Annotated in this window: 29 protein-coding genes; 26 read left to right on the top strand and 3 right to left on the bottom strand. The window is 68.5% G+C overall.

Features of this window, described 5'->3' with window-relative positions:
* Nucleotides 1-93: 93 nt before the first annotated feature.
* The 11 genes from rpsJ to rpsQ are packed head-to-tail and all read left to right on the top strand — an operon-like array spanning nt 94 to nt 5,619.
* A complete protein-coding gene (gene rpsJ, locus N416_RS0101750) occupies nt 94-399 on the top strand; it encodes a 30S ribosomal protein S10 (protein ID WP_003883485.1) in 306 nt (101 codons plus the stop codon).
* A gap of 14 nt (nt 400-413) precedes the next feature.
* The gene (rplC, locus tag N416_RS0101745) at nt 414-1,067 is read left to right on the top strand and encodes a 50S ribosomal protein L3 (RefSeq protein ID WP_024440416.1); all 654 of its coding nucleotides are present in this window, start codon (nt 414-416) and stop codon (nt 1,065-1,067) included.
* Nucleotides 1,067-1,723: a 50S ribosomal protein L4 gene (gene rplD, locus N416_RS0101740; RefSeq protein ID WP_024440415.1), complete on the top strand. Its 657-nt coding sequence runs from the start codon at nt 1,067-1,069 to the stop codon at nt 1,721-1,723. Before rplC ends, rplD begins: the two co-directional genes overlap by 1 nt.
* Nucleotides 1,723-2,025, top strand: a complete 303-nt coding sequence (gene rplW, locus N416_RS0101735) for a 50S ribosomal protein L23 (protein WP_024440414.1) — start codon at nt 1,723-1,725, stop codon at nt 2,023-2,025. The genes rplD and rplW overlap by 1 nt, the downstream gene beginning before the upstream one ends.
* 27 nt (nt 2,026-2,052) lie before the next feature.
* A complete protein-coding gene (gene rplB / locus N416_RS0101730; RefSeq protein ID WP_024440413.1) occupies nt 2,053-2,889 on the top strand; it encodes a 50S ribosomal protein L2 in 837 nt (278 codons plus the stop codon).
* A 17-nt stretch (nt 2,890-2,906) separates the two neighbouring features.
* A complete protein-coding gene (gene rpsS, locus N416_RS0101725) occupies nt 2,907-3,188 on the top strand; it encodes a 30S ribosomal protein S19 (RefSeq protein WP_024440412.1) in 282 nt (93 codons plus the stop codon).
* The gene (gene rplV, locus N416_RS0101720) at nt 3,185-3,793 is read left to right on the top strand and encodes a 50S ribosomal protein L22 (protein WP_024440411.1); all 609 of its coding nucleotides are present in this window, start codon (nt 3,185-3,187) and stop codon (nt 3,791-3,793) included. The genes rpsS and rplV overlap by 4 nt, the downstream gene beginning before the upstream one ends.
* The gene (gene rpsC / locus N416_RS0101715) at nt 3,793-4,641 is read left to right on the top strand and encodes a 30S ribosomal protein S3 (RefSeq protein WP_024440410.1); all 849 of its coding nucleotides are present in this window, start codon (nt 3,793-3,795) and stop codon (nt 4,639-4,641) included. Before rplV ends, rpsC begins: the two co-directional genes overlap by 1 nt.
* Nucleotides 4,642-4,643: 2 nt before the next feature.
* Nucleotides 4,644-5,060, top strand: coding sequence for a 50S ribosomal protein L16 (gene rplP, locus N416_RS0101710; protein ID WP_024440409.1), 417 nt, complete (start codon nt 4,644-4,646; stop codon nt 5,058-5,060).
* Nucleotides 5,060-5,302: a 50S ribosomal protein L29 gene (gene rpmC / locus N416_RS0101705; protein ID WP_024440408.1), complete on the top strand. Its 243-nt coding sequence runs from the start codon at nt 5,060-5,062 to the stop codon at nt 5,300-5,302. Before rplP ends, rpmC begins: the two co-directional genes overlap by 1 nt.
* Nucleotides 5,302-5,619: a 30S ribosomal protein S17 gene (gene rpsQ / locus N416_RS0101700; protein ID WP_024440407.1), complete on the top strand. Its 318-nt coding sequence runs from the start codon at nt 5,302-5,304 to the stop codon at nt 5,617-5,619. Before rpmC ends, rpsQ begins: the two co-directional genes overlap by 1 nt.
* Before the next feature lie 82 nt (nt 5,620-5,701).
* Here rpsQ and N416_RS23680 read toward each other — a convergent pair whose 3' ends face one another.
* Entirely contained in the window at nt 5,702-6,040 is a 339-nt protein-coding gene (locus N416_RS23680) for a hypothetical protein (RefSeq protein WP_024440406.1), read from the bottom strand.
* 47 nt (nt 6,041-6,087) lie between these two features.
* Nucleotides 6,088-6,345: a hypothetical protein gene (locus N416_RS23675; protein WP_231383957.1), complete on the bottom strand. Its 258-nt coding sequence runs from the start codon at nt 6,343-6,345 to the stop codon at nt 6,088-6,090.
* A gap of 240 nt (nt 6,346-6,585) precedes the next feature.
* On the opposite strand from N416_RS23675, the gene N416_RS0101685 reads away from it, so the two are divergent.
* From N416_RS0101685 to N416_RS0101620, 14 genes are all read left to right on the top strand, one after another.
* The gene (locus N416_RS0101685; protein ID WP_024440404.1) at nt 6,586-8,934 is read left to right on the top strand and encodes an arylsulfatase; all 2,349 of its coding nucleotides are present in this window, start codon (nt 6,586-6,588) and stop codon (nt 8,932-8,934) included.
* A gap of 4 nt (nt 8,935-8,938) precedes the next feature.
* Entirely contained in the window at nt 8,939-9,808 is an 870-nt protein-coding gene (locus N416_RS0101680; RefSeq protein ID WP_024440403.1) for a formylglycine-generating enzyme family protein, read from the top strand.
* 286 nt (nt 9,809-10,094) lie between these two features.
* Nucleotides 10,095-10,463, top strand: coding sequence for a 50S ribosomal protein L14 (gene rplN, locus N416_RS0101675; protein WP_024440402.1), 369 nt, complete (start codon nt 10,095-10,097; stop codon nt 10,461-10,463).
* Nucleotides 10,464-10,781, top strand: a complete 318-nt coding sequence (gene rplX / locus N416_RS0101670) for a 50S ribosomal protein L24 (RefSeq protein WP_024440401.1) — start codon at nt 10,464-10,466, stop codon at nt 10,779-10,781.
* Between the two features lie 2 nt (nt 10,782-10,783).
* Nucleotides 10,784-11,347, top strand: a complete 564-nt coding sequence (rplE, locus tag N416_RS0101665) for a 50S ribosomal protein L5 (RefSeq protein WP_024440400.1) — start codon at nt 10,784-10,786, stop codon at nt 11,345-11,347.
* A gap of 2 nt (nt 11,348-11,349) precedes the next feature.
* Nucleotides 11,350-11,535 carry a type Z 30S ribosomal protein S14 gene (locus N416_RS0101660; RefSeq protein ID WP_024440399.1) on the top strand — a complete coding sequence of 62 codons (186 nt, stop codon included), beginning with the start codon at nt 11,350-11,352 and terminating at the stop codon, nt 11,533-11,535.
* 19 nt (nt 11,536-11,554) lie between these two features.
* A complete protein-coding gene (gene rpsH, locus N416_RS0101655; protein ID WP_013830245.1) occupies nt 11,555-11,953 on the top strand; it encodes a 30S ribosomal protein S8 in 399 nt (132 codons plus the stop codon).
* A 13-nt stretch (nt 11,954-11,966) separates the two neighbouring features.
* A complete protein-coding gene (gene rplF / locus N416_RS0101650) occupies nt 11,967-12,506 on the top strand; it encodes a 50S ribosomal protein L6 (RefSeq protein WP_024440398.1) in 540 nt (179 codons plus the stop codon).
* A 2-nt stretch (nt 12,507-12,508) separates the two neighbouring features.
* Complete coding sequence (gene rplR / locus N416_RS0101645; protein WP_024440397.1) at nt 12,509-12,916, top strand: 50S ribosomal protein L18; 408 nt, start codon at nt 12,509-12,511, stop codon at nt 12,914-12,916.
* 34 nt (nt 12,917-12,950) lie between these two features.
* Entirely contained in the window at nt 12,951-13,646 is a 696-nt protein-coding gene (rpsE, locus tag N416_RS0101640; protein WP_105295603.1) for a 30S ribosomal protein S5, read from the top strand.
* A 2-nt stretch (nt 13,647-13,648) separates the two neighbouring features.
* A complete protein-coding gene (rpmD, locus tag N416_RS0101635; protein ID WP_019738973.1) occupies nt 13,649-13,831 on the top strand; it encodes a 50S ribosomal protein L30 in 183 nt (60 codons plus the stop codon).
* Entirely contained in the window at nt 13,828-14,268 is a 441-nt protein-coding gene (gene rplO, locus N416_RS0101630) for a 50S ribosomal protein L15 (RefSeq protein WP_024440395.1), read from the top strand. The genes rpmD and rplO overlap by 4 nt, the downstream gene beginning before the upstream one ends.
* 133 nt (nt 14,269-14,401) lie before the next feature.
* Entirely contained in the window at nt 14,402-16,171 is a 1,770-nt protein-coding gene (gene sppA, locus N416_RS0101625; protein WP_024440394.1) for a signal peptide peptidase SppA, read from the top strand.
* 87 nt (nt 16,172-16,258) lie between these two features.
* On the top strand, nt 16,259-16,564 hold the full coding sequence (locus tag N416_RS0101620) for a DUF732 domain-containing protein (protein ID WP_024440393.1): 306 nt from the start codon (nt 16,259-16,261) through the stop codon (nt 16,562-16,564).
* Nucleotides 16,565-16,586: 22 nt separating this feature from the next.
* Here the strand turns inward: N416_RS0101620 and N416_RS0101615 are convergent, their stop codons facing one another.
* Entirely contained in the window at nt 16,587-17,819 is a 1,233-nt protein-coding gene (locus tag N416_RS0101615; RefSeq protein WP_024440392.1) for an EstA family serine hydrolase, read from the bottom strand.
* 424 nt (nt 17,820-18,243) lie between these two features.
* Here N416_RS0101615 and N416_RS23065 point away from each other — a divergent pair, with 424 nt between their 5' ends.
* On the top strand, nt 18,244-23,232 hold the full coding sequence (locus N416_RS23065; RefSeq protein WP_155943301.1) for a PE family protein: 4,989 nt from the start codon (nt 18,244-18,246) through the stop codon (nt 23,230-23,232).
* Nucleotides 23,233-23,270 lie beyond the last annotated feature (38 nt).

The raw sequence follows: 23,270 nt of genomic DNA, 5'->3' as shown, positions 1-23,270 counted from the left end.
GTCGACACCGGACCCACGGGTCCGAAACAGACGAGCTGGGGCACGAAGGGTTCGAAAAACGAACCCCCTTTGCAGGAGTGAGGTAGCAGAAGCGTGGCGGGACAAAAGATCCGCATCAGGCTCAAGGCCTACGACCACGAGGCGATTGACGCCTCGGCGCGCAAGATCGTTGAGACGGTCACTCGTACCGGTGCGTCCGTAGTCGGCCCGGTGCCGCTGCCGACCGAAAAGAACGTGTATTGCGTCATCCGGTCCCCGCACAAGTACAAGGACTCGCGGGAACACTTCGAGATGCGCACCCACAAGCGGCTGATCGACATCCTCGATCCCACGCCGAAGACCGTTGACGCCTTGATGCGCATCGATCTGCCGGCCAGCGTCGACGTCAACATTCAGTAGGAGCACCGAAAACCATGGCACGCAAAGGTATTTTGGGTACCAAACTGGGCATGACGCAGGTGTTCGACGAGAACAACAAGGTCGTGCCGGTCACGGTCGTCAAGGCCGGGCCCAACGTGGTGACCCGCATCCGTACCCCGGAGCGCGACGGCTACAGCGCCGTCCAACTCGCTTACGGCGAGATCAGCCCCCGCAAGGTGAACAAGCCGGTCACCGGTCAGTACGCCGCTGCGGGCGTGAACCCCCGCCGTCACCTCGCCGAGCTGCGACTCGACGACGAGGCCGCTGCAGCCGCCTACGAGGTCGGCCAGGAGCTGACCGCTGAGATCTTCGCCGACGGCACCTACGTCGACGTCACCGGAACCTCCAAGGGCAAGGGTTACGCCGGCACCATGAAGCGGCACGGCTTCCGCGGTCAGGGCGCCGGTCACGGCGCTCAGGCCGTGCACCGCCGGCCGGGCTCGATCGGTGGCTGCTCCACCCCGGGCCGGGTGTTCAAGGGCACCCGGATGTCGGGCCGGATGGGCAGCGACCGGGTCACCACTCAGAACCTGGTGGTGCACAAGGTTGACGCCGAGAACGGTGTGCTGTTGATCAAGGGCGCCATTCCGGGCCGCAACGGTGGGCTGGTTCTGGTCCGCAGCGCGATCAAAAAGGGTGAGAAGTAATGGCCGGCATCAAGATTGACGTCAAGACTCCGGACGGCAAGAAGAGTGGCTCGGTTGAGCTGCCCGCCGAGCTGTTCGACGCTCCCGCCAACATCGCGCTCATGCACCAGGTGGTGATCGCTCAGTTGGCCGCGGCCCGTCAGGGTACGCACTCGACCAAGACCCGCGGTGAGGTCAGCGGCGGTGGCCGTAAGCCTTACCGGCAGAAGGGAACCGGCCGGGCCCGCCAGGGTTCGACCCGGGCGCCGCAGTTCACCGGTGGTGGCGTGGTGCACGGCCCCAAGCCGCGCGACTACAGCCAGCGCACCCCCAAGAAGATGATCGCCGCCGCCCTGCGTGGAGCGTTGTCGGACCGGGCGCGCAACGGCCGGATCCACGCGGTCACCGAGCTGGTGAGCGGACAGACCCCGTCGACCAAGGACGCCAAGACGTTCCTGGGTTCGATCACCGACCGCAAGCAGGTGCTGGTGGTCATCGGCCGGGCCGACGAGACGGGCGCCAAGAGCGTGCGCAACCTGCCGGGTGTGCACATCCTGTCCCCGGACCAGCTCAACACCCACGATGTGCTGCGGGCCGACGACGTGGTGTTCAGTGTCGAGGCGCTGAACTCCTACATCGAGGCTCACACCGCCAAAACCGAGGAGGTTTCGGCCTGATGGCGACCATCACCGATCCCCGCGACATCATCCTCGCGCCGGTCATCTCCGAGAAGTCCTACGGGCTGATCGAGAACAACGTGTACACGTTCGTCGTGCACCCCGACACCAACAAGACGCAGATCAAGATCGCGATCGAGAAGATCTTCGCGGTCAAGGTTGCGTCGGTGAACACCGCGAACCGGCCGGGCAAGCGCAAGCGGTCCCGGACCGGCTACGGCAAGCGCAAGGACACCAAGCGCGCCATTGTGACTCTGGCGCCCGGCAGCAAGCCGATCGACCTGTTCGCCGCACCGGCCTGACCGGAGTGAGAGAGAGATCTAACTGACATGGGAATCCGCAAGTACAAGCCGACGACCCCCGGTCGTCGCGGTGCCAGCGTCTCCGATTTCGCTGAGCTCACCCGCTCTCACCCGGAGAAGTCGCTGGTTCGGCCGCTGCACGGCCACGGTGGGCGTAACGCCCACGGCCGGATCACCACCCGGCACAAGGGTGGCGGTCACAAGCGTGCCTACCGCGTGATCGATTTCCGTCGCCACGACAAGGACGGCGTCAACGCCAAGGTCGCGCACATCGAGTACGACCCGAACCGCACCGCCCGCATCGCACTGCTGCACTACCTGGACGGCGAGAAGCGCTACATCATCGCCCCGCAGGGTCTGTCGCAGGGCGACGTGGTCGAGTCGGGCGCCAACGCCGACATCAAGCCGGGCAACAACCTGCCGCTGCGCAACATCCCCGCGGGCACCCTGGTGCACGCCGTGGAGCTGCGCCCGGGCGGCGGCGCCAAGCTGGCCCGCTCCGCTGGGTCCAGCATTCAGCTGCTGGGTAAGGAAGGCGCCTACGCCTCGCTGCGTATGCCCTCCGGTGAAATCCGCCGCGTCGACGTGCGCTGCCGCGCCACTGTCGGCGAGGTGGGCAACGCCGAGCAGGCCAACATCAACTGGGGTAAGGCCGGACGTATGCGGTGGAAGGGCAAGCGCCCCACCGTCCGTGGCGTCGTCATGAACCCGGTGGACCACCCGCACGGTGGTGGTGAGGGCAAGACCTCCGGCGGCCGGCACCCGGTCAGCCCGTGGGGCAAGCCGGAGGGTCGCACCCGCCGGCCGAACAAGCCCAGCGACAAGCTCATCGTCCGACGCCGGCGCACCGGCAAGAAGCGCTAGGAATCGGAGGGAAAGCGATGCCACGCAGCCTCAAGAAGGGTCCGTTCGTCGACGAGCATGTGCTCAAGAAGGTCGACGTCCAGAACGAGAAGAACACCAAGCAGGTCATCAAGACCTGGTCACGTCGGTCGACGATCATCCCGGACTTCATCGGGCACACGTTCGCCGTACACGACGGCCGCAAGCATGTCCCGGTATTCGTCACCGAGTCGATGGTCGGGCACAAGCTCGGCGAATTTGCTCCGACGCGCACCTTCAAGGGACACATCAAAGACGACCGGAAGGCTAAGCGCCGGTGAGTGCCACGACTGAATTTCCGTCCGCTGTCGCCAAGGCCCGCCATGTGGGTATCTCGGCCAGCAAAGCCCGCCGGGTGATCAACCTGGTCCGCGGCAAGTCGGTGTCCGACGCGTTGGACATCCTGCGCTGGGCACCGCAGCAGGCCAGCCTGCCGGTGGCCAAGGTCATCGCCAGCGCGGCGGCCAACGCCCAGAACAACAACGGCCTGGACCCGTCCACCCTGGTGGTGGCCTCCGTCTACGCCGACGAGGGCCCGACCGCCAAGCGGATCAAGCCGCGCGCCCAGGGGCGTGCGTACCGGATCCGTCGGCGCACCAGCCACATCACTGTGGTGGTGGAGAGCCGGCCGTCCTCCGGCGGCGGTTCGGCGCAGTCGGCCAGCGCTGCCCGGGCGCGCCGTGCACAGGGCAGCAAGGCCGCCGCTGCGACGGCCCCGGCCACCAAGGCGGCCAAGGCGACCGAGAAGGCGCCGGCGAAGAAGGCTTCCGCAGCCAAGGCTGCCGAGAAGACGACTGAGAAAGCGGCGGCGAAGAAGGCGCCCGCCAAGAAGGCGGCAACCAAGAAGGCGCCTGAGACGTCCGACGCGAAGGAGGGCTCGGAGTAATGGGCCAGAAGATCAACCCGCACGGCTTCCGGCTCGGGATCACCACCGACTGGAAGTCGCGGTGGTACGCCGACAAGCAGTACGCGGACTATGTCAAGGAAGACGTGGCGATCCGCCGGCTGCTGTCGAGTGGCCTCGAGCGCGCCGGCATCGCCGACGTCGAGATCGAGCGCACCCGTGACCGGGTCCGCGTGGACATCCACACAGCTCGCCCGGGCATCGTCATCGGCCGCCGCGGCACCGAGGCCGACCGGATCCGTGCCGACCTGGAGAAGCTGACCGGCAAGCAGGTGCAGCTGAACATCCTCGAGGTCAAGAACCCGGAGTCGACGGCGCAGCTGGTGGCCCAGGGCGTTGCCGAGCAGCTGAGCAACCGCGTGGCGTTCCGTCGCGCGATGCGTAAGGCGATCCAGTCGGCGATGCGTCAGCCCAACGTGAAGGGCATCCGGGTGCAGTGCTCGGGTCGTCTGGGCGGAGCTGAGATGAGCCGCTCGGAGTTCTACCGCGAAGGCCGGGTGCCGCTGCACACGCTGCGGGCCGACATCGACTACGGGCTGTACGAGGCGAAGACCACCTTCGGCCGGATCGGCGTCAAGGTCTGGATCTACAAGGGCGACATCGTCGGTGGCAAGCGCGAGCTGGCCGCTGCCGCACCGTCGGCCGACCGTCCGCGCCGGGAGCGCCCGACAGGCACCCGCCCGCGCCGCAGCGGCGCCTCGGGTACCACCGCGACCAGCACCGACGCCGGGCGGGCCGCTGAGAGCACCGAGAACACCGCTGCTGCAGAAACGGTCCAGGAAAGCGCAGTGACCGCGGAGCCGCAGGCAACGCAGAGCACGGAGAGCTAGTCATGTTGATTCCCCGTAAGGTCAAGCACCGCAAGCAGCACCACCCCAAGCAGCGCGGTATCGCCAGCGGCGGCACCGCGGTGACGTTCGGTGAGTACGGCATCCAGGCACTGGAGCACGCCTACGTCACCAACCGGCAGATCGAGTCGGCTCGTATCGCCATCAACCGGCACATCAAGCGTGGCGGTAAGGTGTGGATCAACATCTTCCCGGACCGTCCGCTGACCAAGAAGCCCGCCGAGACCCGCATGGGTTCCGGTAAGGGCTCGCCGGAATGGTGGGTAGCCAACGTCAAGCCGGGCCGGGTGCTGTTCGAGCTGAGCTACCCGAATGAGGCCATTGCCCGCGCCGCACTGACCCGGGCGATCCACAAGCTGCCGATCAAGGCGCGCATCGTGACCCGAGAGGAGCAGTTCTGATGGCAGTGGGAGTTACCGCTGGCGAACTGCGCGAGCTGAACGGCGACGAACTCGTCGAGCAGCTGCGCGAGTCCAAAGAGGAGCTGTTCAACCTGCGTTTCCAGATGGCGACCGGGCAGCTCACCAACAACCGTCGGCTCCGCACGGTGCGCCACCAGATCGCGCGCATCTACACGGTGTTGCGCGAACGGGAACTGGGCCTGGCGTCCGGTCCCGCTGGTTCTGAAGGCGAGGCATCGTAATGGCACAGGCTGCAAAGGCTAACGCCGCGGAGAAGGGTCCCAAGCACACTGCGCGCACCGAGACCCCGCGGGGCCGCCGCAAGACCCAGATCGGCTACGTGGTCAGCGACAAGATGGAAAAGACCATCGTCGTCGAGCTCGAGGACCGCGTGAAGCACCCGCTGTACGGCAAGATCATCCGGACCACCAAGAAGGTCAAGGCGCACGACGAGAACAACACGGCCGGCATCGGCGACCGTGTGTCGCTGATGGAGACCCGTCCGTTGTCGGCGTCGAAGCGCTGGCGCCTGGTCGAGATCCTGGAAAAGGCCAAGTAATTCGGCGCCGTCGTAACGACGCCGTAGTAACGACCGAGCCCCGCGACCTGCGTCGCGGGGCTTCGTCGTGCCTGGGGGCAGGTCACGCCGGTACTGTGACGCGCGCCAACGGTTGCGGCGCGGTGGCACCGAGCGGAACCTGCACCGAATCCTGGCCGTTGAGCACTCGCGCCGGCACCGCCAGGGTGCGTTGTTTCGGCGTCGGCAGGCTGGTACTCAACGCCGTCAATTGGCGGCCATTGAGACGGTTCAATCCGGCCGACGCGTTCCTGCGCAATCTGCTCGCGCTGTGATAGCGCACCAGCACCGCGATCCGGGTGCGGCCCTGGTGTCGCGTCAGGCGCACCGTGACCGCGGTCGTGTCGGTCTCCGGCAGCCACAGCTTCTCCAGATTCTGTGTGCAGATGTCGCGCGGCGACATCCAGAACGTGGCCGCGAACCGCTTGGGCCCCTTGCGCTCTTTCTGCTTCAGCCGGCGTCGGCGTCGGCGGATCCATCGAATAGCCGAGCCAGCGCGATTGCCGTCAGCGGCACCCTGCGGTGGGTGATCAGTGCTGCCGTGGTGAGCACGGCCGCCAGGCCCACCGCCGGCCACCAGGCGCGTTCGGCAGGCCCGAGCTGCACCGGCCAATGACCGGCAACCCACAAGATGGCGATGTCGATCAGAAACACCGTGGTCACCCGCAGCCAGGACAGATTGAGCCCCAATGAATGCTGCGCCCTCATCGATGTGTCCGTCTCATGGTTCCCCCCAGACTGCATGAAAATGCGGTGACCGGGCGACCCGCTGCGGGCGCGAGCCAAACATCCAAGATCCGCCGCTTCCGAGGAGCCCGCCCGATCACCGCCGGGCCGGGACAACCGAACATCGAGGACGCGCGAGCGGCCCCGGCCTTCAAACGCTGCCGCGCCGTCACCGGGCCGGTAGTGTCTCATCCGTTCCGGGGGTCGACGACGGAGTGAGCAATGGTGGAATTCACGGGCAAGGTCAGTCTCGATATCCGGGATTCGGAGCCGGACTGGGGGCCGTTCGCGGCGCCGACGGCTCCCGAAGGCGCGCCCAACGTGTTGTATCTGGTCTGGGACGACACCGGCATCGCCACCTGGGACTGCTTCGGCGGCCTGGTGGAGATGCCCACCATGAGTCGGATCGCCGAGCGTGGCGTTCGACTGTCGCAGTTCCACACCACCGCCCTGTGCTCTCCGACCAGGGCTTCGCTGCTGACCGGGCGTAACGCCACCAGTGTCGGCATGGCCACCATCGAAGAGTTCACCGACGGCTTTCCCAACTGCAGCGGGCGCATTCCGTTCGAAACCGCCCTGCTCAGCGAGGTTCTCGCCGAACAGGGCTGGAACACCTTCTGTGTCGGCAAGTGGCACCTGACCCCGCTGGAAGAGTCCAACCTGGCCGCCACCCGCCGGCACTGGCCCACCCAGCGGGGCTTCGAGCGGTTCTACGGCTTCATGGGCGGCGAGACCAACCAGTGGTACCCGGACCTGGTGTATGACAACCACCCGGTCGCGCCGCCGGCCACACCCGAGGACGGCTACCACCTGTCCAAGGACATCGCCGACAAGACAATCGAATTCATCCGCGATGCGCAGACCATCGCACCCGGCAAGCCCTGGTTCGGCTACGTCTGCCCGGGTGCCGGCCATGCCCCGCACCATGTGTTCGCCGAGTGGGCCGACCGCTACGCCGGACGCTTCGACATGGGCTACGAAGCGTACCGAGAGGTCGTGCTGGCCAACCAGAAGAAGCTGGGGCTGGTACCGCAGGACACCGAGCTGTCCGAGGTCAACCCCTACGCCGGCGTCACCAGTGCCGACGGCCAGCCCTGGCCGCTGCTGGACACGGTCCGCCCGTGGGACAGCCTCGATGACTCCGAGAAACGGCTGTTCGCCCGGATGGCCGAGGTGTTCGCGGGTTTCCAGACCTACACCGATGCCCAGATCGGGCGGATCCTGGACTACCTGGAGGAGTCCGGTCAACTCGACAACACCATCGTCGTGGTGATCTCCGACAACGGCGCCAGCGGTGAGGGCGGTCCGAACGGCTCGCCCAACGAGAACAAGTTCTTCAACGGCTACATCGACACGGTCGAAGAGGCGATGAAGCTCTTCGACCAGCTGGGCAGTCCGGAGACCTACAACCACTACCCGGTCGGTTGGGCGATGGCGTTCAACACGCCCTACAAGCTCTACAAGCGCTATGCCTCCCATGAGGGTGGCATCGCCGACCCGGCGATCGTCAGCTGGCCCAACGGTATCGCCGCGCGCGGCGAGGTGCGCGACACCTACGTCAATGTGTGCGACGTGACCCCGACGGTCTATGACCTGCTCGGTATCACGCCGCCGGAGACCGTGCGCGGCGTCGCCCAGCAACCGCTGGAAGGCGTGAGTTTCAAAGCGGCGCTGCTTGATCCGGGTGCGGACACCGGCAAGCACACCCAGTTCTACACGATGTTGGGCACCCGCGGAATCTGGCACCGTGGCTGGTTCGCCAACACGGTGCATGCGGCGACCCCGTCGGGCTGGAGCCACTTCGATGACGACCGGTGGGAGCTCTACCACCTCGCGGAGGATCGCAGTCAGTGCCACGACCTGGCCGCAGAGCATCCGGAGAAACTCGAAGAGCTGCAGGCGCTGTGGTTCGCCGAGGCCGAGAAGTACAACGGTTTGCCGTTGGCGGACTTGAACATCTTCGAGATGACCACCCGCCAGCGGCCCTATCTGTCCGGCGACCGTAACGGCTACACTTACTACCCGAACACCGCCGAGGTGCCGTTGGGGGCGTGCGTGGAGCTGCGTGGCCGGTCATTCTCGGTATTGGCGCGTGTCACGGTCGATTCCGCTACCGCGGAGGGACTGCTGTTCAAGCAGGGCGCCCGGCACGGCGGTCACGCACTGTTCGTCCAGGACGGCAAACTGCACTACGTCTACAACTTCCTCGGTGAGCGCGAACAGTGGTTGTCATCGCCCGGTCCGATTCCGTCGGGTCAGCACATTTTCGGAATCCGGTTCGAGCGCACCGGAACGGTCGAAGGCAGCCACACGCCGGTCGGAGAGGCCTCGTTGTACATCGACGATGAGGTGGTCGCCACCCTGCCCGACATGGTCGCCCAGCCGGGCGCGTTCGCGTTGGCCGGTGGTGGAGTCAGCGTCGGACGTAACACCGGCCAGGCGGTGTCTTCGGCGTACCGTGCACCGTTCCCCTTCACCGGCGGGACCATCGCCGACGTCGCCGTGGATGTCAGCGGCGAGCCGTACCTGGATGTGAAAAGGACTGTTGCGGCAGCATTTTCGCGAGACTGATGTGATGCTGACGGACCTCGTCGAGATCCCGGCCGGGGTGTTCCGGATGGGCTCGACGAGTTTCTACCCCGAAGAGGCGCCCATCCACACCGTGGCGGTGCAGTCGTTCGCGCTGGAACGTCATCCGGTGACCAACACGCAGTACGACGCATTCGTCGCCGCAACCGGCTATGTGACGCTGGCCGAGCAGGAACTCGATGCCGCACGGTACGGCGACACCGAACCGGGCGCACTGGTGTTTCACCGCAGTGACGGACCGGTCGACCTGCGCGACTGGCGGCAGTGGTGGCGCTGGATCCCCGGCGCCAGCTGGCGGCATCCGTTCGGACCGGACAGCTCCGTCGAGGACAAGCCGGACCACCCGGTGGTCCAGGTGGCCTATCCCGACGCGGCGGCGTACGCCCGGTGGGCGGGGCGGCGATTGCCGACCGAAGCCGAGTGGGAGTACGCCGCCCGGGCCGGGAGCACGAGCACTTATGCGTGGGGGCAGCAGGAGAAGCCGAGCGGTGCGTTGATGGCCAACACCTGGCAGGGCGACTTTCCCTACCGCAACGACGGCGCCCTGGGCTGGGCCGGGACCTCGCCGGTGGGCACGTTTCCGCCCAACGATTGGGGACTGGTCGACATGATCGGCAACGTCTGGGAGTGGACGGCCACCGAGTTCTCGGCCCACCACCGGCTCGACACCCCGCCGAAGGCCTGCTGCGCGCCGGCCGGCCCCGCCCACCCGGATATCAGTCAGACCCTCAAGGGCGGATCGCATCTGTGCGCGCCGGAGTACTGCCACCGCTACCGGCCCGCGGCCCGGTCCCCGCAGTCGCAGGACACCGCCACCAGCCATATCGGGTTTCGGTGCGCGGCCGATCTGCGCTAGCCGCCACCTGCCCCGGGGTCGTTGGGATGCTGGAGCAGAGGGCTGGCCTGGACCAGAACGGCGGCCGTCGTCCCCAGGAGGCGCTGGCGCCCTGCGTCCCGCTTGGCCAGCAATTTGGTGTTGAGAGATCCGTCGCCTAAGCTCAAGGGGTTGCCGTCAGCAGACCTCGGCCAGCGCAAGTTGGCCCTGCGTGCACTTCGGCAATGAAGAAGACCATGCACGACCGGGGAGAATCCGGCATGCCGCTTGGCGTGCCGCGCGTCGACTCGATTATTTAGGAGATCTGGTGATTCAGCAGGAATCGCGGTTGAAGGTCGCCGACAACACCGGCGCCAAGGAGATCTTGTGCATCCGGGTGCTCGGCGGCTCGTCGCGGCGATACGCAGGCATCGGTGATGTCATCGTCGCAACCGTCAAAGACGCCATCCCGGGCGGCAACGTCAAACGGGGTGATGTCGTCAAGGCCGTCGTGGTGCGCACCGTCAAGGAGCGTCGCCGCGCCGACGGCAGCTACATCAAGTTCGACGAGAACGCGGCCGTGATCATCAAGGCCGACAACGACCCGCGCGGAACCCGCATCTTCGGGCCGGTCGGTCGCGAACTGCGCGAGAAGAAGTTCATGAAGATCGTCTCGCTGGCACCGGAGGTGTTGTAGATGAAGGTCCATAAGGGCGACACCGTCCTGGTCATCGCCGGCAAGGACAAGGGTGCCAAGGGCAAGGTCCTGCAGGCTTTCCCCACCCGCAACCGCGTGCTGGTCCAGGGCGTCAACCGGATCAAGAAGCACGTCGCGAACTCGGCCAACCAGGCCGGCGCCTCCTCGGGCGGGATCGTCACCCAAGAGGCCCCGATCCACGTCTCCAACGTGATGGTCGTCGACTCCGACGGACAGCCCACCCGGATCGGTTACCGCGTGGACGCCGAGTCCGGCAAGAAGGTTCGCGTCTCCAAGCGCAACGGCAAGGACATCTAGAGATGACGACTGCAGAGAAGATTCAGCCGCGGCTGAAGGTGAAGTACCGCGAAGAGATTCGTGACTCGCTCCAGCAGCAGTTCAACTACGCCAACGTGATGCAGATCCCGGGCGTGGTGAAGGTCGTGGTGAACATGGGTGTCGGCGAAGCCGCCCGGGACGCCAAGCTGATCAACAACGCGGTCACCGACCTGGCCGCGATCACCGGCCAGAAGCCGGAGATCCGTAAGGCCCGCCTGTCCATCGCACAGTTCAAGCTGCGCGAGGGCATGCCGATCGGTGCTCGGGTCACCCTGCGCGGTGACCGGATGTGGGAGTTCCTGGACCGGCTCACCTCGATCGCTCTGCCGCGTATCCGCGACTTCCGCGGACTGTCGGCCAAGCAGTTCGACGGTTCCGGCAACTACACCTTCGGGCTGGCCGAGCAGTCGATGTTCCACGAGATCGACGTGGACTCCATCGACCGTCCGCGGGGGATGAACATCACCGTCGTCACTTCGGCGACCAACGACGACGAAGGACGAGCGCTACTGCGGGCGCTCGGCTTTCCGTTCAAGGAGAACTGACCATGGCTAAGAAGGCGTTGGTTATCAAGGCGGCCCGCAAGCCCAAGTTTGCGGTGCGCGCCTACACCCGCTGCAACAAGTGCGGCCGCCCACGCGCGGTGCTCCGGAAGTTCGGCCTGTGCCGAATCTGCCTGCGCGAAATGGCGCACGCCGGCGAGCTGCCCGGTGTGCAGAAGAGCAGCTGGTGAGGGTGGAGGAGCAGCCTAAATGACTATGACGGATCCGATCGCGGACTTCCTGACCCGTCTGCGTAACGCCAACTCGGCGTACCACGACGAGGTGACCCTGCCGCACTCGAAGATCAAGGCGAACATCGCCGAGATCCTCAAGCGTGAGGGTTACATCACCGACTACCACGTCGAAGACGCCCGGGTGGGCAAGGCGCTGGTGGTCAACCTCAAGTACGGCCCGAACCGGGAGCGCAGCCTCGCCGGTCTGCGCCGGGTGTCCAAGCCGGGCCTGCGGGTCTACGCAAAGTCGACCAACCTGCCACGGGTGCTCGGCGGCCTGGGCGTGGCGATCATCTCCACGTCCTCGGGTCTGCTCACCGACCGTCAGGCGGCCAGGCAGGGCGTGGGCGGCGAAGTCCTCGCGTACGTGTGGTGAGGGAGTAGCAGACATGTCGCGTATTGGTAAGCAGCCGGTCCCGGTTCCTGCCGGGGTCGACGTGACCATCGATGGTCAGAACGTTTCGGTCAAGGGGCCCAAGGGCACCCTGGAGCTCGCGGTGGCGGAGCCCATCAACGTTGCTCGCAACGATGACGGCGCCCTCGTGGTGACCCGGCCGGACGACGACCGGCGCAACCGGTCGTTGCACGGCCTGAGCCGCACCCTGTTGGCCAACCTGGTCACCGGTGTGTCGGAGGGCTACGTCCGCAAGATGGAGATCTTCGGCGTCGGCTACCGCGTCGCGCTCAAGGGCAGCGACCTGGAGTTCGCGTTGGGCTACAGCCACCCGGTGCTGATCAAGGCTCCGGAGGGCATCACCTTCGCGGTGGAGACGCCCACCAAGTTCTCGGTCTCGGGCATCGACAAGCAGAAGGTCGGCCAGATCTCGGCGAACATCCGCCGTCTGCGTCGTCCCGACCCCTACAAGGGCAAGGGCGTGCGCTACGAGGGTGAGCAGGTTCGCCGCAAGGTCGGAAAGACAGGTAAGTAGTCATGGCGCAATCACAAACAGGCACCCCGGACCGCAAACCCGTCGGGCAGAACATCTCCGAGGTTCGGCGTGCGCACCGGATTCGTCGGCACGCGCGGCTGCGCAAGAAGGTGTCCGGCACCGCCGAGCGTCCGCGCTTGGTCGTGCACCGCTCCTCGCGGCACATCCACGTCCAGCTGGTCGACGACCTTGCTGGTCACACGGTGGCCGCGGCGTCCTCGATCGAGGCCGACGTGCGGGGTGTGGACGGCGACAAGAAGGCCCACAGTGTGCGGGTCGGCCAGCTGATCGCTGAGCGTGCCAAGGCCGCCGGCGTCGAGAACGTGGTGTTCGACCGCGGTGGCTACACCTACGGTGGGCGCATTGCGGCGCTGGCCGACGCGGCGCGCGAGGGCGGATTGAACTTCTGATGACTGACGTGAAGATGACTGGAAGGACCGCATGATGGCGGAGCAGCCGACAGGGGCCTCCTCGGCAGGTCCCGACACGGGCAGTGCCCCCCGCAGCGACGGGCGCGACAACCGTGACAACCGCGGTGGACGTGGTGGCCGCGATGGCGGCCGTGGCGGCCGCGACAACCGGGACGGCGACAAGAGCAACTACCTGGAGCGCGTCGTCGCGATCAACCGGGTGTCCAAGGTGGTCAAGGGTGGCCGCCGGTTCAGCTTCACCGCTTTGGTGATCGTCGGCGACGGCCACGGCTTGGTCGGCGTCGGCTACGGCAAGGCCAAGGAAGTGCCTGCCGCGATCGCCAAGGGTGTGGAGGAAGCCCGCAAGGGCTTCTTCCGGGTGCCGCTGATCGGTGGAACCATCACCCACCCCGTCCAGGGTGAAGCGGCCGCCGGCGTGGTGTTCCTGCGCCCGGCCAGCCCGGGTACCGGTGTGATCGCCGGCGGCGCGGTGCGTGCCGTGCTGGAATGCGCGGGCGTGCACGACATCCTGTCCAAGTCGCTGGGCAGCGACAACGCGATCAACGTGGTGCACGCCACCGTTGCCGCGCTGAAGATGCTGCAGCGTCCCGAAGAGGTGGCGGCCCGTCGTGGCCTGCCCATCGAAGATGTTGCGCCGGCCGCGATGCTCAAGGCACGTCGCGAGAGCGAAGCTCTGGCTGCCGCCGCGGCGCGGGAAGGCACGGCGTAATCATGGCTAACCTGAAGATCACCCAGGTCCGCGGCACCATCGGTGCGCGCTGGAAGCAGCGCGAGAGCCTGCGCACCCTGGGCTTGCGCAAGATCCGCCAGTCGGTGGTGCGTGAGGACAACCCGCAGACTCGTGGGCTGATCCGGGTTGTTCACCACCTCGTGCAAGTGGAGGAAGCAGAATGACCATCAAGTTGCACGACCTGCGCCCAGCGCCCGGGTCGAACACCAAGAAGACCCGCGTCGGCCGCGGTGAGGGTTCCAAGGGCAAGACCGCGGGTCGCGGCACCAAGGGCACCAAGGCACGGAAGAACGTGCCGGTCCGGTTCGAGGGTGGGCAGATGCCGATCCACATGCGGCTGCCCAAGCTGAAGGGCTTCCGTAACCGGTTCCGCACCGAGTACGAGGTCGTCAATGTCGGTGACATCAACCGGTTGTTCCCGGAGGGTGGCACCATCGGTCTCGACGAGCTGGTCGCCAAGGGCGCAGTCCGGAAGAATACCCTGGTCAAGGTGCTCGGCGACGGCAAGTTGACAGTCAAGGCCGACGTCACCGCGCACAAGTTCAGCGGCAGTGCCCGAGACAAGATCACCGCAGCCGGGGGCACCGCCACCGAGCTGTAGATCGCCGCGGCGCGACGAAGCTACAGAATCGCACTCCACCGGCCCGGTGGGGTGCGATTCTGCGTTCGACGGCGAGTTCCTGCGCGCACCGGGTGACCCGGATCTGTCCGGCCGCGCCGGTAGGCTCAAAATCATGTTCTCCTTGCTGACCGGCGTCCCCGGCCTGGACGACCTGCGCGGCGTCGCCCGTCGCATCGACACCGCCCGGCACCACGGCGTGCCCGATGGCGTCATCCTCGAACTCGACCTGCAGGAGCTGCCCCACGAGACCGGTGCCTTCGACCCGCTGGCCCTGATCCGATCCGGTGGCCGGCCACCGGTGCTGCGTGATGTGGTGGCCGCCATCCACCGGGCTGCCGAGGACCCGCGCGTCGCGGGATTGATCGCCCGCGTGCAGCTGTCGGCGGCGGCCGCCGGACCGGTGCAGGAGCTGCGGGCGGCGATCGCCGAGTTCGCGGCCGTGAAGCCATCGCTGGCGTGGGCCGAAACCTACCCGGGCACGCTGTCGTACTACCTGGCTTCGGCGTTCGGCGAGGTCTGGATGCAGCCGTCGGGGACGGTCGGGCTGATCGGCTTCGCCACCAATGCGACCTTCCTGCGCAGCGCGCTGGGTAAGGCCGGCATCGAGGCGCAGTTCGTCGCCCGCGGCGAGTACAAGTCGGCGGCCAATCTGTTCACCCAGGACTCCTACACCGACGCGCACCGCGAGGCCGACACCGCGTTGGTGGAGAGCCTGCACGCCCAGGTGCGCGCGGCCGTCGCCGAATCCCGGAAACTGGACGCCGGCGCGGTCGATGCCCTCGCCGACAAGGCGCCGCTGCTGCGTGACGACGCGGTGGCCTCGGGCCTGATCGACCGGATCGGATTCCGCGACGAGGCCTACAACCGGATCGCGGTATTGGCCGGTGCGCAGGACACCACCGGTGCCGACGACGACGCACCACCGCGGCTGTATCTGGGGCGCTATGCCCACGCCACGGCCGGCGGTTCGGGGCCCACCCTGCCTGGGCGTAAGCCCAAGCCGGCGATCGCGGTAGTGACGGTCTCCGGGGCGATCGTCAGTGGCTCGGGCGGGCCGCAGTTGTCGCCGCTGGGCAACCGCAATGTCGGTGGCGACACGATCGCCGCGGCGCTGCGTGAGGCCGCGGCCGGTGACGAGGTCGCCGCGATCGTGCTGCGGGTGGACAGCCCGGGCGGCTCGGTCACCGGGTCCGAGACCATCTGGCGCGCGGTGCAGCAGGCCCGCGCGGCGGGCAAGCCGGTAGTGGCCTCGATGGGCGCGGTCGCGGCCTCCGGCGGGTACTACATCTCCGCGGGCACCGACGCCATCGTGGCCAATCCCGGCACCATCACCGGATCCATCGGGGTGGTGACCGGCAAGCTGGTCGCCCGTCAGCTCAAAGACCGCCTTGGAGTGGGAACCGACACGGTACGTACCGGCGCCAACGCCGATGCCTGGTCGATTAACGCCCCGTTCACCGCCGAGCAGCAAGGACAGGTCGAGACCGAAGCCGACCTGTTCTACAACGATTTCGTGGCTCGGGTGGCGCAAGGGCGCAACCTGTCCACCGATGCGGTGGACGCGGTGGCACGCGGACGGGTATGGACCGGTGCCGACGCGGCCGAACGTGGGCTGGTCGACGAACTGGGCGGGCTGCGCACGGCGGTACGCCGCGCCAAGGTGCTGGCCGGGCTCGACGCGGACGCGCAGGTCCGCACCGTGTCCTATCCCGGCTCGTCGTTGTGGGAGTTCGTCCGGCCGCGCCAATCGTCGCAGCCGGCGGCAGCGCTGTCCGATGCCGTCGCCGGTCTGCTGGTGCGGTCGCTGACCGGGATGGTCGACCAGGTCGAACGCTCGGTCAACGGCGCGCAGGTGCTGTGGCTGGGGGAGTCGCGCTGGTGAAAGGCGTAACGCAGAAGCAACAATTCTCTTCGCCGCAGTAAAAGCTCGGAAACACGTCTTTAACCGACGCCGCCCATGCTTAGAGCCATGAAACGGTTACTGATGCTGGCAGGCTTGAGCGCGATGGTCGTCTTGGCCGCCCCCGCCAACGCCGCGCCGTCGGGCGTCGATGGGCAGTTTCTGGCCACCCTCTCCGGTGCCGGGCTGAGCCACCGCGCCGGCGACCAGGCAACCGTGTCGGCCGGCCGTGCGGTGTGCCAGCTGATGGACGCCGGACTGTCCCCGATGGACACCGTTGTCGCGGTGCAGGCCACCAACCCGGGCTTCACCATCCAGACGGCTGGACAGTTCGCCGCGATCTCGACGGCGCACTACTGCCCCCAATACATGTAGTTCGGTCTGCACGCCGTCGTCGTTAGGACTGCAGCCGGCAGCTCAACACGTCGCGGAACAATGCCTGGCGCAACGCGAGTTCGCGCGGATCGCTGTAGAGGTGAAATCCCAGGCGATTCATCACATACGAGTAGCCGATACCGGTGTTGGGATCGGCGAATCCGAAAGAGCCACCGAAACCCGGTGTGCCATAAGCCCTGTCCGACGACCCAAAGGCGGAACCAAACGCCGGCTTGGACAGGCCCAGCGAGAACACCACCTCGACGCCCAACACTTTGTCGCGTTCCCCGCGAGCCGGTGGTGCCGGCTTCGCGGTGAGTTCGTCGTGCACACCGGGACTCAGCGGTAGTGCTGGATCCGCGGTGGCCGCTGCGCCGTAGAGCCGCGCGATCGCCGAAGCGGAACCGATCCCGTTAGCGGACGGGATCTCCACGGCGCGCACCTCGTCGCGGTTGTAGTCGCCGTCCCAGGGTTTGACGTCGCGTGGCATGGAGCTGGCTCGTCCCAGCAGCCCGAACGGATTGAACGACGCGGCCACCAGGGCCGCCGGCATCACATTGAGGTGCAGTAGGGACTCGGCGCGCTTCCACTGGTGCAGCACCGCCACTTGATCGCGGGTTACCGAAGTCGGCAGGCCGATATGCAGGTTCAGCCCGAGCGGCCGGGCGATCTCGTCGGCGAAGAACCGGCCCAGGGTGCGACCCGCCGGGTCGGTGCGACGGATCAGCTCAGATTCATACCAGCCCAACGTGATCGCGTGATAGCCGTGCCGGGTGCCGGGCGCCCACAGGGGTTTCTGGGCGGCCAGCATGGGCGCCAGTCGTGCCGGGGCGGCGACGTCGGCCAGCGTGGGGGCGGGCTTCAGCGAGCTCAGTCCGGCCTGATGGCCCAGCAGCTGGCGGATCGTGACGTCACCCTTGCCGGCCTGGGCGAACTCGGGCCAATGGGTTACCACCTTGTCGTCGTAGCCGAAGAGTCCCCGCGAGACCGCCAGTGCCACGGTCAGGGCCGCCACGCCCTTGGTGGTGGAGAAGACGTTGACCATGGTGTTCTGCTGCCATGGTTGGCGGGTAACCCCGTCGCGGTAGCCGCCCCACAGGTCAACGACCTTGACGCCGTCGCGGTACACCGCGACCGCGGCGCCCACCTCACGGCCTGCTGCGAAGTTGGTCCGGAATGCATCGGCGACCTTGCCGTAGCCCACCTCGACGTCGCCGTCGATCAGATCCTGGGGAACCTTGACCTTGAGCACCATGGGGTGGTTATACCGCTGCCGGTCACCCGGCTATCGCCGAATGGCGATTTCCCATCCGCAACTGGTCCAGACGGTTGTCCTGCCGAGGCCTGCGATCGTGCGATAGGGCCGTTAGTCCTTTTTCAGGGCCGTTGCTATTTCAATATGGGGGCTGACCCGTAAGCAATATTACCTAATTCGTGGCGGTGGTCACAGCCGTCTGTAAATCGTGATGTCGCCCATATGGCGCACCTCTCAATTTCGGCTAATTCTCAGGTCAATCATGGTTTATCGCAGCGCGAGGCTCTGGGACTACCTAATTTTCAATTCGTCGGCGACGTCAAATTCGGCTAGCTTGCAGCGCGAGTGATTCGTAACGGTTCGCGGATTTCATGCTGAACCGGCGATTAATTAGGCAATGAATTCAGAAATTGGGAGATTCGGCATGAAACAGAGTCGTGACCGTCGGCAAAGTGCCCGTGGCTTCGCTGGGCGGGTGGCCGGCGCCGGAAGCGCAGTCGGCGCATTCCTGGCCTTCGGGGTGAGCCCGGTCGCAACCGCTCCGTCCGCCAGCGCAGACTTCGACGACCTGTTCTCGCAGCCCATCCTGGAGATGTTCGACTCGTGGTCCGCGGGCTCGGACCTGTGGCTCACCGGGTCGTCGGCCGACGTCCTGGACGGCCTGGACGCGGGTGCCGCGTTCGACTCCAGCATTTTCGCCTTCGACCCGACACAGCCGTTGGGCCCCTGGCTGGCGGAGATGGACCATGTGCTCTACACGGGCTTCCAGAACTACGTCTACCTACCGCTGTACGCCATCAGCCAAGACCTGATGGGCTACGCCGAACCGCTGCTCAACCTCGTCAACCAGCCCTTCGTCGACCTGTTCGGCCGGGGGCTGATCGGTAACGGCATCGACGGCTTCGACGGTGTCAACGACTCGCTGCTGGGCAGCTCGGGACTCTTCGGCAACCTCGGCGACGGTGGCTTCCTGTTCGGCGACGGCGGCGCCGGGGTGGCCGGTGACGCCATCAATGCCGACGGTGGGATCGGCGGAGCGGCCGGACTGATCGGCAACGGCGGCGCCGGTGGCGCCGGACTCGCTGGTATTGCCGGTGGCGACGCCGGTAACGGTGGTGACGGCGGTGCCGGTGGCTGGCTGCTGGGCAACGGAGGCCTGGGCGGTGCCGGCGGTGTCGGTGGAATCGGCGGTGGCGCAGGTGGTTTCGGTGGAACCGGCGGCGCGGCCATCTTCATCGGCAACGGCGGGGCCGGTGGTGCCGGTGGCGCCGGAGGTTTCGGGGGCGACGGTGCCGACGGAGCCACGTTCGGCGCGAGCGGTGATCACGGCGGCTTCGGCGGCATCGGCGGCAACGGTGGTGCCGGCGGCCGCGCGGGCTTGCTGTTCGGTGCCGCGGGCAACGGCGGCAATGGTGGTGTCGGCGGCGACGGCGGCGCCGGCGGTGATGGTCAGAACGGCCTGCATGGCACCAACGCCGGTGGCGCCGGCGTCAGCAGCGGCCTGCCCGGACAAGACGGCATGGACGCCGGTAACGGTGGCAACGGCGGCAACGGAGGCGCCGGTGGAAACGCGGGCAAGGGCGGCGCGGGCGGATTCCTCGGCATCCACCCGGCTGGTGCGTCCGGTGTGGCCGGGGCCGGCGGCAGCGCCGGTGACGCCGGCAATGCCGGCAATGGCGGCAACGGCGGCAACGGCGGCAACGGCGGTAACGACGGAACGGGCCTGTCCGCCGGCGACGGCGGTAACGGTGGCGCCGGCGGTGACCGTGGCATCGTCGGCATCGCGGGCCTCGGTGGTCTGAACAGCGACGGCACCCGCGCCGCCTCCGGCGCGGACGGTGCGGTGGCCATCAGTGGTGGCAACGGCGGTCACGGTGGTAACGGCGGCAACGGCGGCGTGCTCGCCGACGGCCAGGGTCAGAACGGTGGTGCTGCCGGAAACGGTGGCGCCGCAGGCCGGATCGGCGACGGCGGTAACGGCGGTAACGGCGGTCATGGCGGCGACAGCGCCGCCGGTGCCGACGGCGCCAACCCCGGCGACGCCGGTGTGGACGGCAAGGTCGGCGGTCACGGCGGCAACGGTGGACACGGTGGCGCCGGTGGACGCGATGCCGGGAACTCCGGCAATGGCGGCAACGGTGGCAACGGCGCGGATGGCGGCGACGGCGGAGCCGGTGCCAACGGCGCGGACGGGATCCTTCCGGGCCAGGACGGCCAGGATGGTGGTCGCGGCGGCAGTGGCGGTGACGGTGGCGCCGGCGGTAACGGTGGCAACGCGGGAGTCGTCTACAACGGCGTGGTCGGGCTCAACGGCAACGGCGGCGACGCCGGTAACGGCGGCAACGCCAACACCCCCGGCAACGGTGGCAACGGCGCGGCCGGCAACGCCGAAAACCCCAACGGCGGCAAGGGCGGCAACGGTGGTGACCCCGGTACGGCGGGCGTCGCCGGAGTCGCCGGCGTGCACGGCACCGGCGGCAACCCGGCCAGCGGTGTCAACGGTCTCGACGGCGTGGCCGGGACCGGAGTGACTGGCATTCACGGCAACGGCGGCAACGGCGGCGCGGGCTATGACGCCTCCGCTGACCCGAACGCCGTTCCGGGTGCCGACGGCGGGGCCGGCGGTGCCGGCGGCCACGGTGGTCTGATCGGCAATGGCGGCAACGGTGCAGCCGGCGGTAGCGGTGCGCTGGGCGCAGTCGGTACTGACGGCGACGTGCCCGGCGCAGCCGGCGGTGCCGGCGGTGCCGGCGGCCACGGTGGTGCCGGTGGCGCCGGCGGCAACGGCGGTGCGCTTGCTGGTAACGCCGGCGACGGAGGCGACGGCGGCAACGGCGCAACGGGCGGCAGCGGCGGTACCGGTCAGGACGGAGCGACCGGGGTGGCCGGCGTCGACGACGGCGCGGGCGGTAACGCCGGCGATGGTGGCAACGGTGGCGTGGGCGGCAATGGCGGCGTGGGCGGCAATGCCGGCACCGCGGCCAACGGCGACGGTGGCAGCAACGGTGACGGTGGGAACGCCGGTGACGGTGGGAACGCCGGGAACGCCGGCAACGGCGGAACCGGTGCCGCCGGTGACGCCGACAACCCCGACGGCGGTAAGGGCGGCGACGGCGGCAACCGCGGACAGGCCGGCCTGGGCGGCACCGGCGCCGGAGCCGGCGCCGGTGGCAGCGGCGGTACCGCCGGAACTGACGGCGCAGTCGGCGCGGACGCCACCGCAGGAGGCAACGGCGGTAACGGCGGTCGAGGATTCGACGCGACCGCACCGGGAAGCAACGGCGGTAACGGTGGTGGCGGCGGTAACGCCGGGGCCATCGGCATCGGTGGTGACGGCGGCGCCGGCGGTACGGGTGCCAACGGCCTGGCGGGTGTGACCGACGGCAACGGCAACGGCACCCTCGGCGGCGATGGCGGCCAGGGTGGTAACGGTGGCGCCGGTGGCGCAGGGGGCACCACCTCCGGTGACGCCGGAAACGGCGGTGTCGGCGGGGCCGGGGGCGTCGGCGGTATCGGCGGAAGCGGCGCCAACGGCACCGCTGGTATCGACGCCACCCTGCCGGGCGGCAACGGTACGGACGGCGGCGACGCCGGCAACGGCGGTATCGGCGGCACGGGTGGTAGTGGCGGCAACGGCGGTGTCGGCGGCACTGCCACCGACGGCAAGGATGGCAACGCCGGCGACGGCGGAGTCGGTGGTGCGGGCGGAAACGCCGGCAGCGCCGGTAACGGCGGTGCCGGTGGCGCCGGCCTAGGCGGTGGTGCCGGTGCGGCGGCCGGCAACGGTGGCGACGGTGGCGACGGCGGCGTGCGTGGTACGGCCGGGGCCGGCGGCCAGGGCGGAACCAGCGGCGACGGAGCCACCCAGGCGGCCAACGGTTCCACCGGTGCCAATGCGACCGGCGGCGACGGTGGCGCCGGCGGCAAGGGCGGTACGGCGACCAACGCGAACCAGACCGGCGGCGACGGCGGCAAGGGCGGTAACGCCGGTCCCGATGGCCGGGGTGGTAACGGCGGTGCGGGCGGCAACGGCTTCAACGGCGCCAACGGCACCAACTCCACGGACTCGAGCGTCGACGGCACCAACGGCGGCAACGGCACCGCCGGCGGTAACGGCGGTGCGGGCGGTCTGGGCGGCACCAACTCCGGCGTCGGGGGCAACGGTGGAACCGGCGGTGCTGGTGGCAACGGCGGCAACGGCGGCCACGGCAGCAACGGCACCACCGGGGGCAATGGCACCACCGCGAACCCGGACGGCTCCGCCGGCGGCGACGCCAGCAGCGGCGGCAACGGTGGCAACGGCGCCAGTGGCGGCAACGGTGGCGCGGCCGGTACCGGGGCCAGCGGCAGCGGCAGCGCCGGTGCTGGCGGCAAGGGCGGCAACGCCGGTAACGCCGGTAACGCCGGCAACGGCGGCAACGGCGGCGACGGGATCGCCACCAACACCACCGGATCGGGCGCGCACGGCGGCCACGGCGGCAACGGTGGTGACGGCGGCGACCGTGGCACAGCAGGAACCGCCGGCACGGGCGGCACCGGCGGTGACGGGAGCCAAGCCGCGAACGGCAAGGCCGGATCGACCGGCACCGGCGGTAACGGCGGCAACGGTGGCAAGGGTGCCGATGCGACCAGCACTGGCCAGTACGGCGGCAACGGCGGCAAGGGCGGCAACGCCGGCGCCGACGGAAACGGCGGTAACGGTGGCGACGCCGGTAAGGGCGCCAATGCCCCGACCGGCCCCGGCACGACCGGGGGGACCGGGTCGGCCGGCACCGACGGCGATCAGTCCGGCAACCCCAACGGCGGCACTGGCGGCACCGGCGGCAATGGCACCGGAATCGGCGGCAAGGGCGGAAACGGCGGCAGCGGTGGTACCGGCGCCGACGCCGGTAGCGCGCCTGGCGAGTCGGCAGGTGCCGGTGGCACCGGTGGTACCGGCGGCAACGGGTCCAACGGCGCCGACGGTGGCTACGGCGGTAAGGGCGGCGACGGCGGCCTCGGCGGCAGCAACTCCGGCAACGGCGGCGACGGCGGCAAGGGTGGCGCCGGCGGTAACGGCAGCAGGGGCGGCGACGGTGGCGCCGGTGGTGCCGGCGCGAGCGGCGGTAACGGCAGCGCGACGAACCCCAACGGTGGCGCCGGCGGTAACGGCGGCAGCGGCGGAAACGGCGGCAGCGGCGGAAACGCGGCCGGCGGCAACCTCGGCGGTAAAGGCGGTGCGGCCAACAACCCCAACGGCACCGCGGGCCAAGACGGTGGCAACGGCGCCGATGGCACTCCGGGTGGCCCCGGCGCCGCCGGGCCTGGTGGCCCCGCCGGCGGTGGCGGTTCGGCTGTCGGCGGCGGCACCGCCGGCCCGCCCGGGCAGCCCGGCGAGGGCGGCAAGGGCGGCGGGGTCATCCCCCCGAGCTGATAGCGCGGCCACCGCGCAACACGACGATGGCCGCCGGT

Origin of the sequence: Mycobacterium sp. UM_WGJ (genome assembly GCF_000455125.1) — a bacterium.
Classification (GTDB): domain Bacteria; phylum Actinomycetota; class Actinomycetes; order Mycobacteriales; family Mycobacteriaceae; genus Mycobacterium.
The sequence above is the reverse complement of the archived record's forward strand: the minus strand, read 5'-3'. Positions and strand labels throughout refer to the sequence as shown.

What these genes read in the sequence shown, in the direction of transcription:
- rplC (WP_024440416.1), top strand. Translation starts at nt 414, where the DNA reads ATGGCACGCAAAGGTATTTTGGGTACCAAACTGGGCATGACGCAGGTG.
- rplD (WP_024440415.1), top strand. Translation starts at nt 1,067, where the DNA reads ATGGCCGGCATCAAGATTGACGTCAAGACTCCGGACGGCAAGAAGAGT.
- rplW (WP_024440414.1), top strand. Translation starts at nt 1,723, where the DNA reads ATGGCGACCATCACCGATCCCCGCGACATCATCCTCGCGCCGGTCATC.
- rplB (WP_024440413.1), top strand. Translation starts at nt 2,053, where the DNA reads ATGGGAATCCGCAAGTACAAGCCGACGACCCCCGGTCGTCGCGGTGCC.
- rpsS (WP_024440412.1), top strand. Translation starts at nt 2,907, where the DNA reads ATGCCACGCAGCCTCAAGAAGGGTCCGTTCGTCGACGAGCATGTGCTC.
- rpsC (WP_024440410.1), top strand. Translation starts at nt 3,793, where the DNA reads ATGGGCCAGAAGATCAACCCGCACGGCTTCCGGCTCGGGATCACCACC.
- rplP (WP_024440409.1), top strand. Translation starts at nt 4,644, where the DNA reads ATGTTGATTCCCCGTAAGGTCAAGCACCGCAAGCAGCACCACCCCAAG.
- rpmC (WP_024440408.1), top strand. Translation starts at nt 5,060, where the DNA reads ATGGCAGTGGGAGTTACCGCTGGCGAACTGCGCGAGCTGAACGGCGAC.
- rpsQ (WP_024440407.1), top strand. Translation starts at nt 5,302, where the DNA reads ATGGCACAGGCTGCAAAGGCTAACGCCGCGGAGAAGGGTCCCAAGCAC.
- N416_RS23680 (WP_024440406.1), bottom strand. Translation starts at nt 6,040, where the DNA reads ATGTCGCCGCGCGACATCTGCACACAGAATCTGGAGAAGCTGTGGCTG.
- N416_RS23675 (WP_231383957.1), bottom strand. Translation starts at nt 6,345, where the DNA reads ATGAGGGCGCAGCATTCATTGGGGCTCAATCTGTCCTGGCTGCGGGTG.
- N416_RS0101685 (WP_024440404.1), top strand. Translation starts at nt 6,586, where the DNA reads ATGGTGGAATTCACGGGCAAGGTCAGTCTCGATATCCGGGATTCGGAG.
- N416_RS0101680 (WP_024440403.1), top strand. Translation starts at nt 8,939, where the DNA reads ATGCTGACGGACCTCGTCGAGATCCCGGCCGGGGTGTTCCGGATGGGC.
- rplX (WP_024440401.1), top strand. Translation starts at nt 10,464, where the DNA reads ATGAAGGTCCATAAGGGCGACACCGTCCTGGTCATCGCCGGCAAGGAC.
- rplE (WP_024440400.1), top strand. Translation starts at nt 10,784, where the DNA reads ATGACGACTGCAGAGAAGATTCAGCCGCGGCTGAAGGTGAAGTACCGC.
- N416_RS0101660 (WP_024440399.1), top strand. Translation starts at nt 11,350, where the DNA reads ATGGCTAAGAAGGCGTTGGTTATCAAGGCGGCCCGCAAGCCCAAGTTT.
- rpsH (WP_013830245.1), top strand. Translation starts at nt 11,555, where the DNA reads ATGACTATGACGGATCCGATCGCGGACTTCCTGACCCGTCTGCGTAAC.
- rplF (WP_024440398.1), top strand. Translation starts at nt 11,967, where the DNA reads ATGTCGCGTATTGGTAAGCAGCCGGTCCCGGTTCCTGCCGGGGTCGAC.
- rplR (WP_024440397.1), top strand. Translation starts at nt 12,509, where the DNA reads ATGGCGCAATCACAAACAGGCACCCCGGACCGCAAACCCGTCGGGCAG.
- rpsE (WP_105295603.1), top strand. Translation starts at nt 12,951, where the DNA reads ATGGCGGAGCAGCCGACAGGGGCCTCCTCGGCAGGTCCCGACACGGGC.
- rpmD (WP_019738973.1), top strand. Translation starts at nt 13,649, where the DNA reads ATGGCTAACCTGAAGATCACCCAGGTCCGCGGCACCATCGGTGCGCGC.
- rplO (WP_024440395.1), top strand. Translation starts at nt 13,828, where the DNA reads ATGACCATCAAGTTGCACGACCTGCGCCCAGCGCCCGGGTCGAACACC.
- sppA (WP_024440394.1), top strand. Translation starts at nt 14,402, where the DNA reads ATGTTCTCCTTGCTGACCGGCGTCCCCGGCCTGGACGACCTGCGCGGC.
- N416_RS0101620 (WP_024440393.1), top strand. Translation starts at nt 16,259, where the DNA reads ATGAAACGGTTACTGATGCTGGCAGGCTTGAGCGCGATGGTCGTCTTG.
- N416_RS0101615 (WP_024440392.1), bottom strand. Translation starts at nt 17,819, where the DNA reads ATGGTGCTCAAGGTCAAGGTTCCCCAGGATCTGATCGACGGCGACGTC.
- N416_RS23065 (WP_155943301.1), top strand. Translation starts at nt 18,244, where the DNA reads ATGAAACAGAGTCGTGACCGTCGGCAAAGTGCCCGTGGCTTCGCTGGG.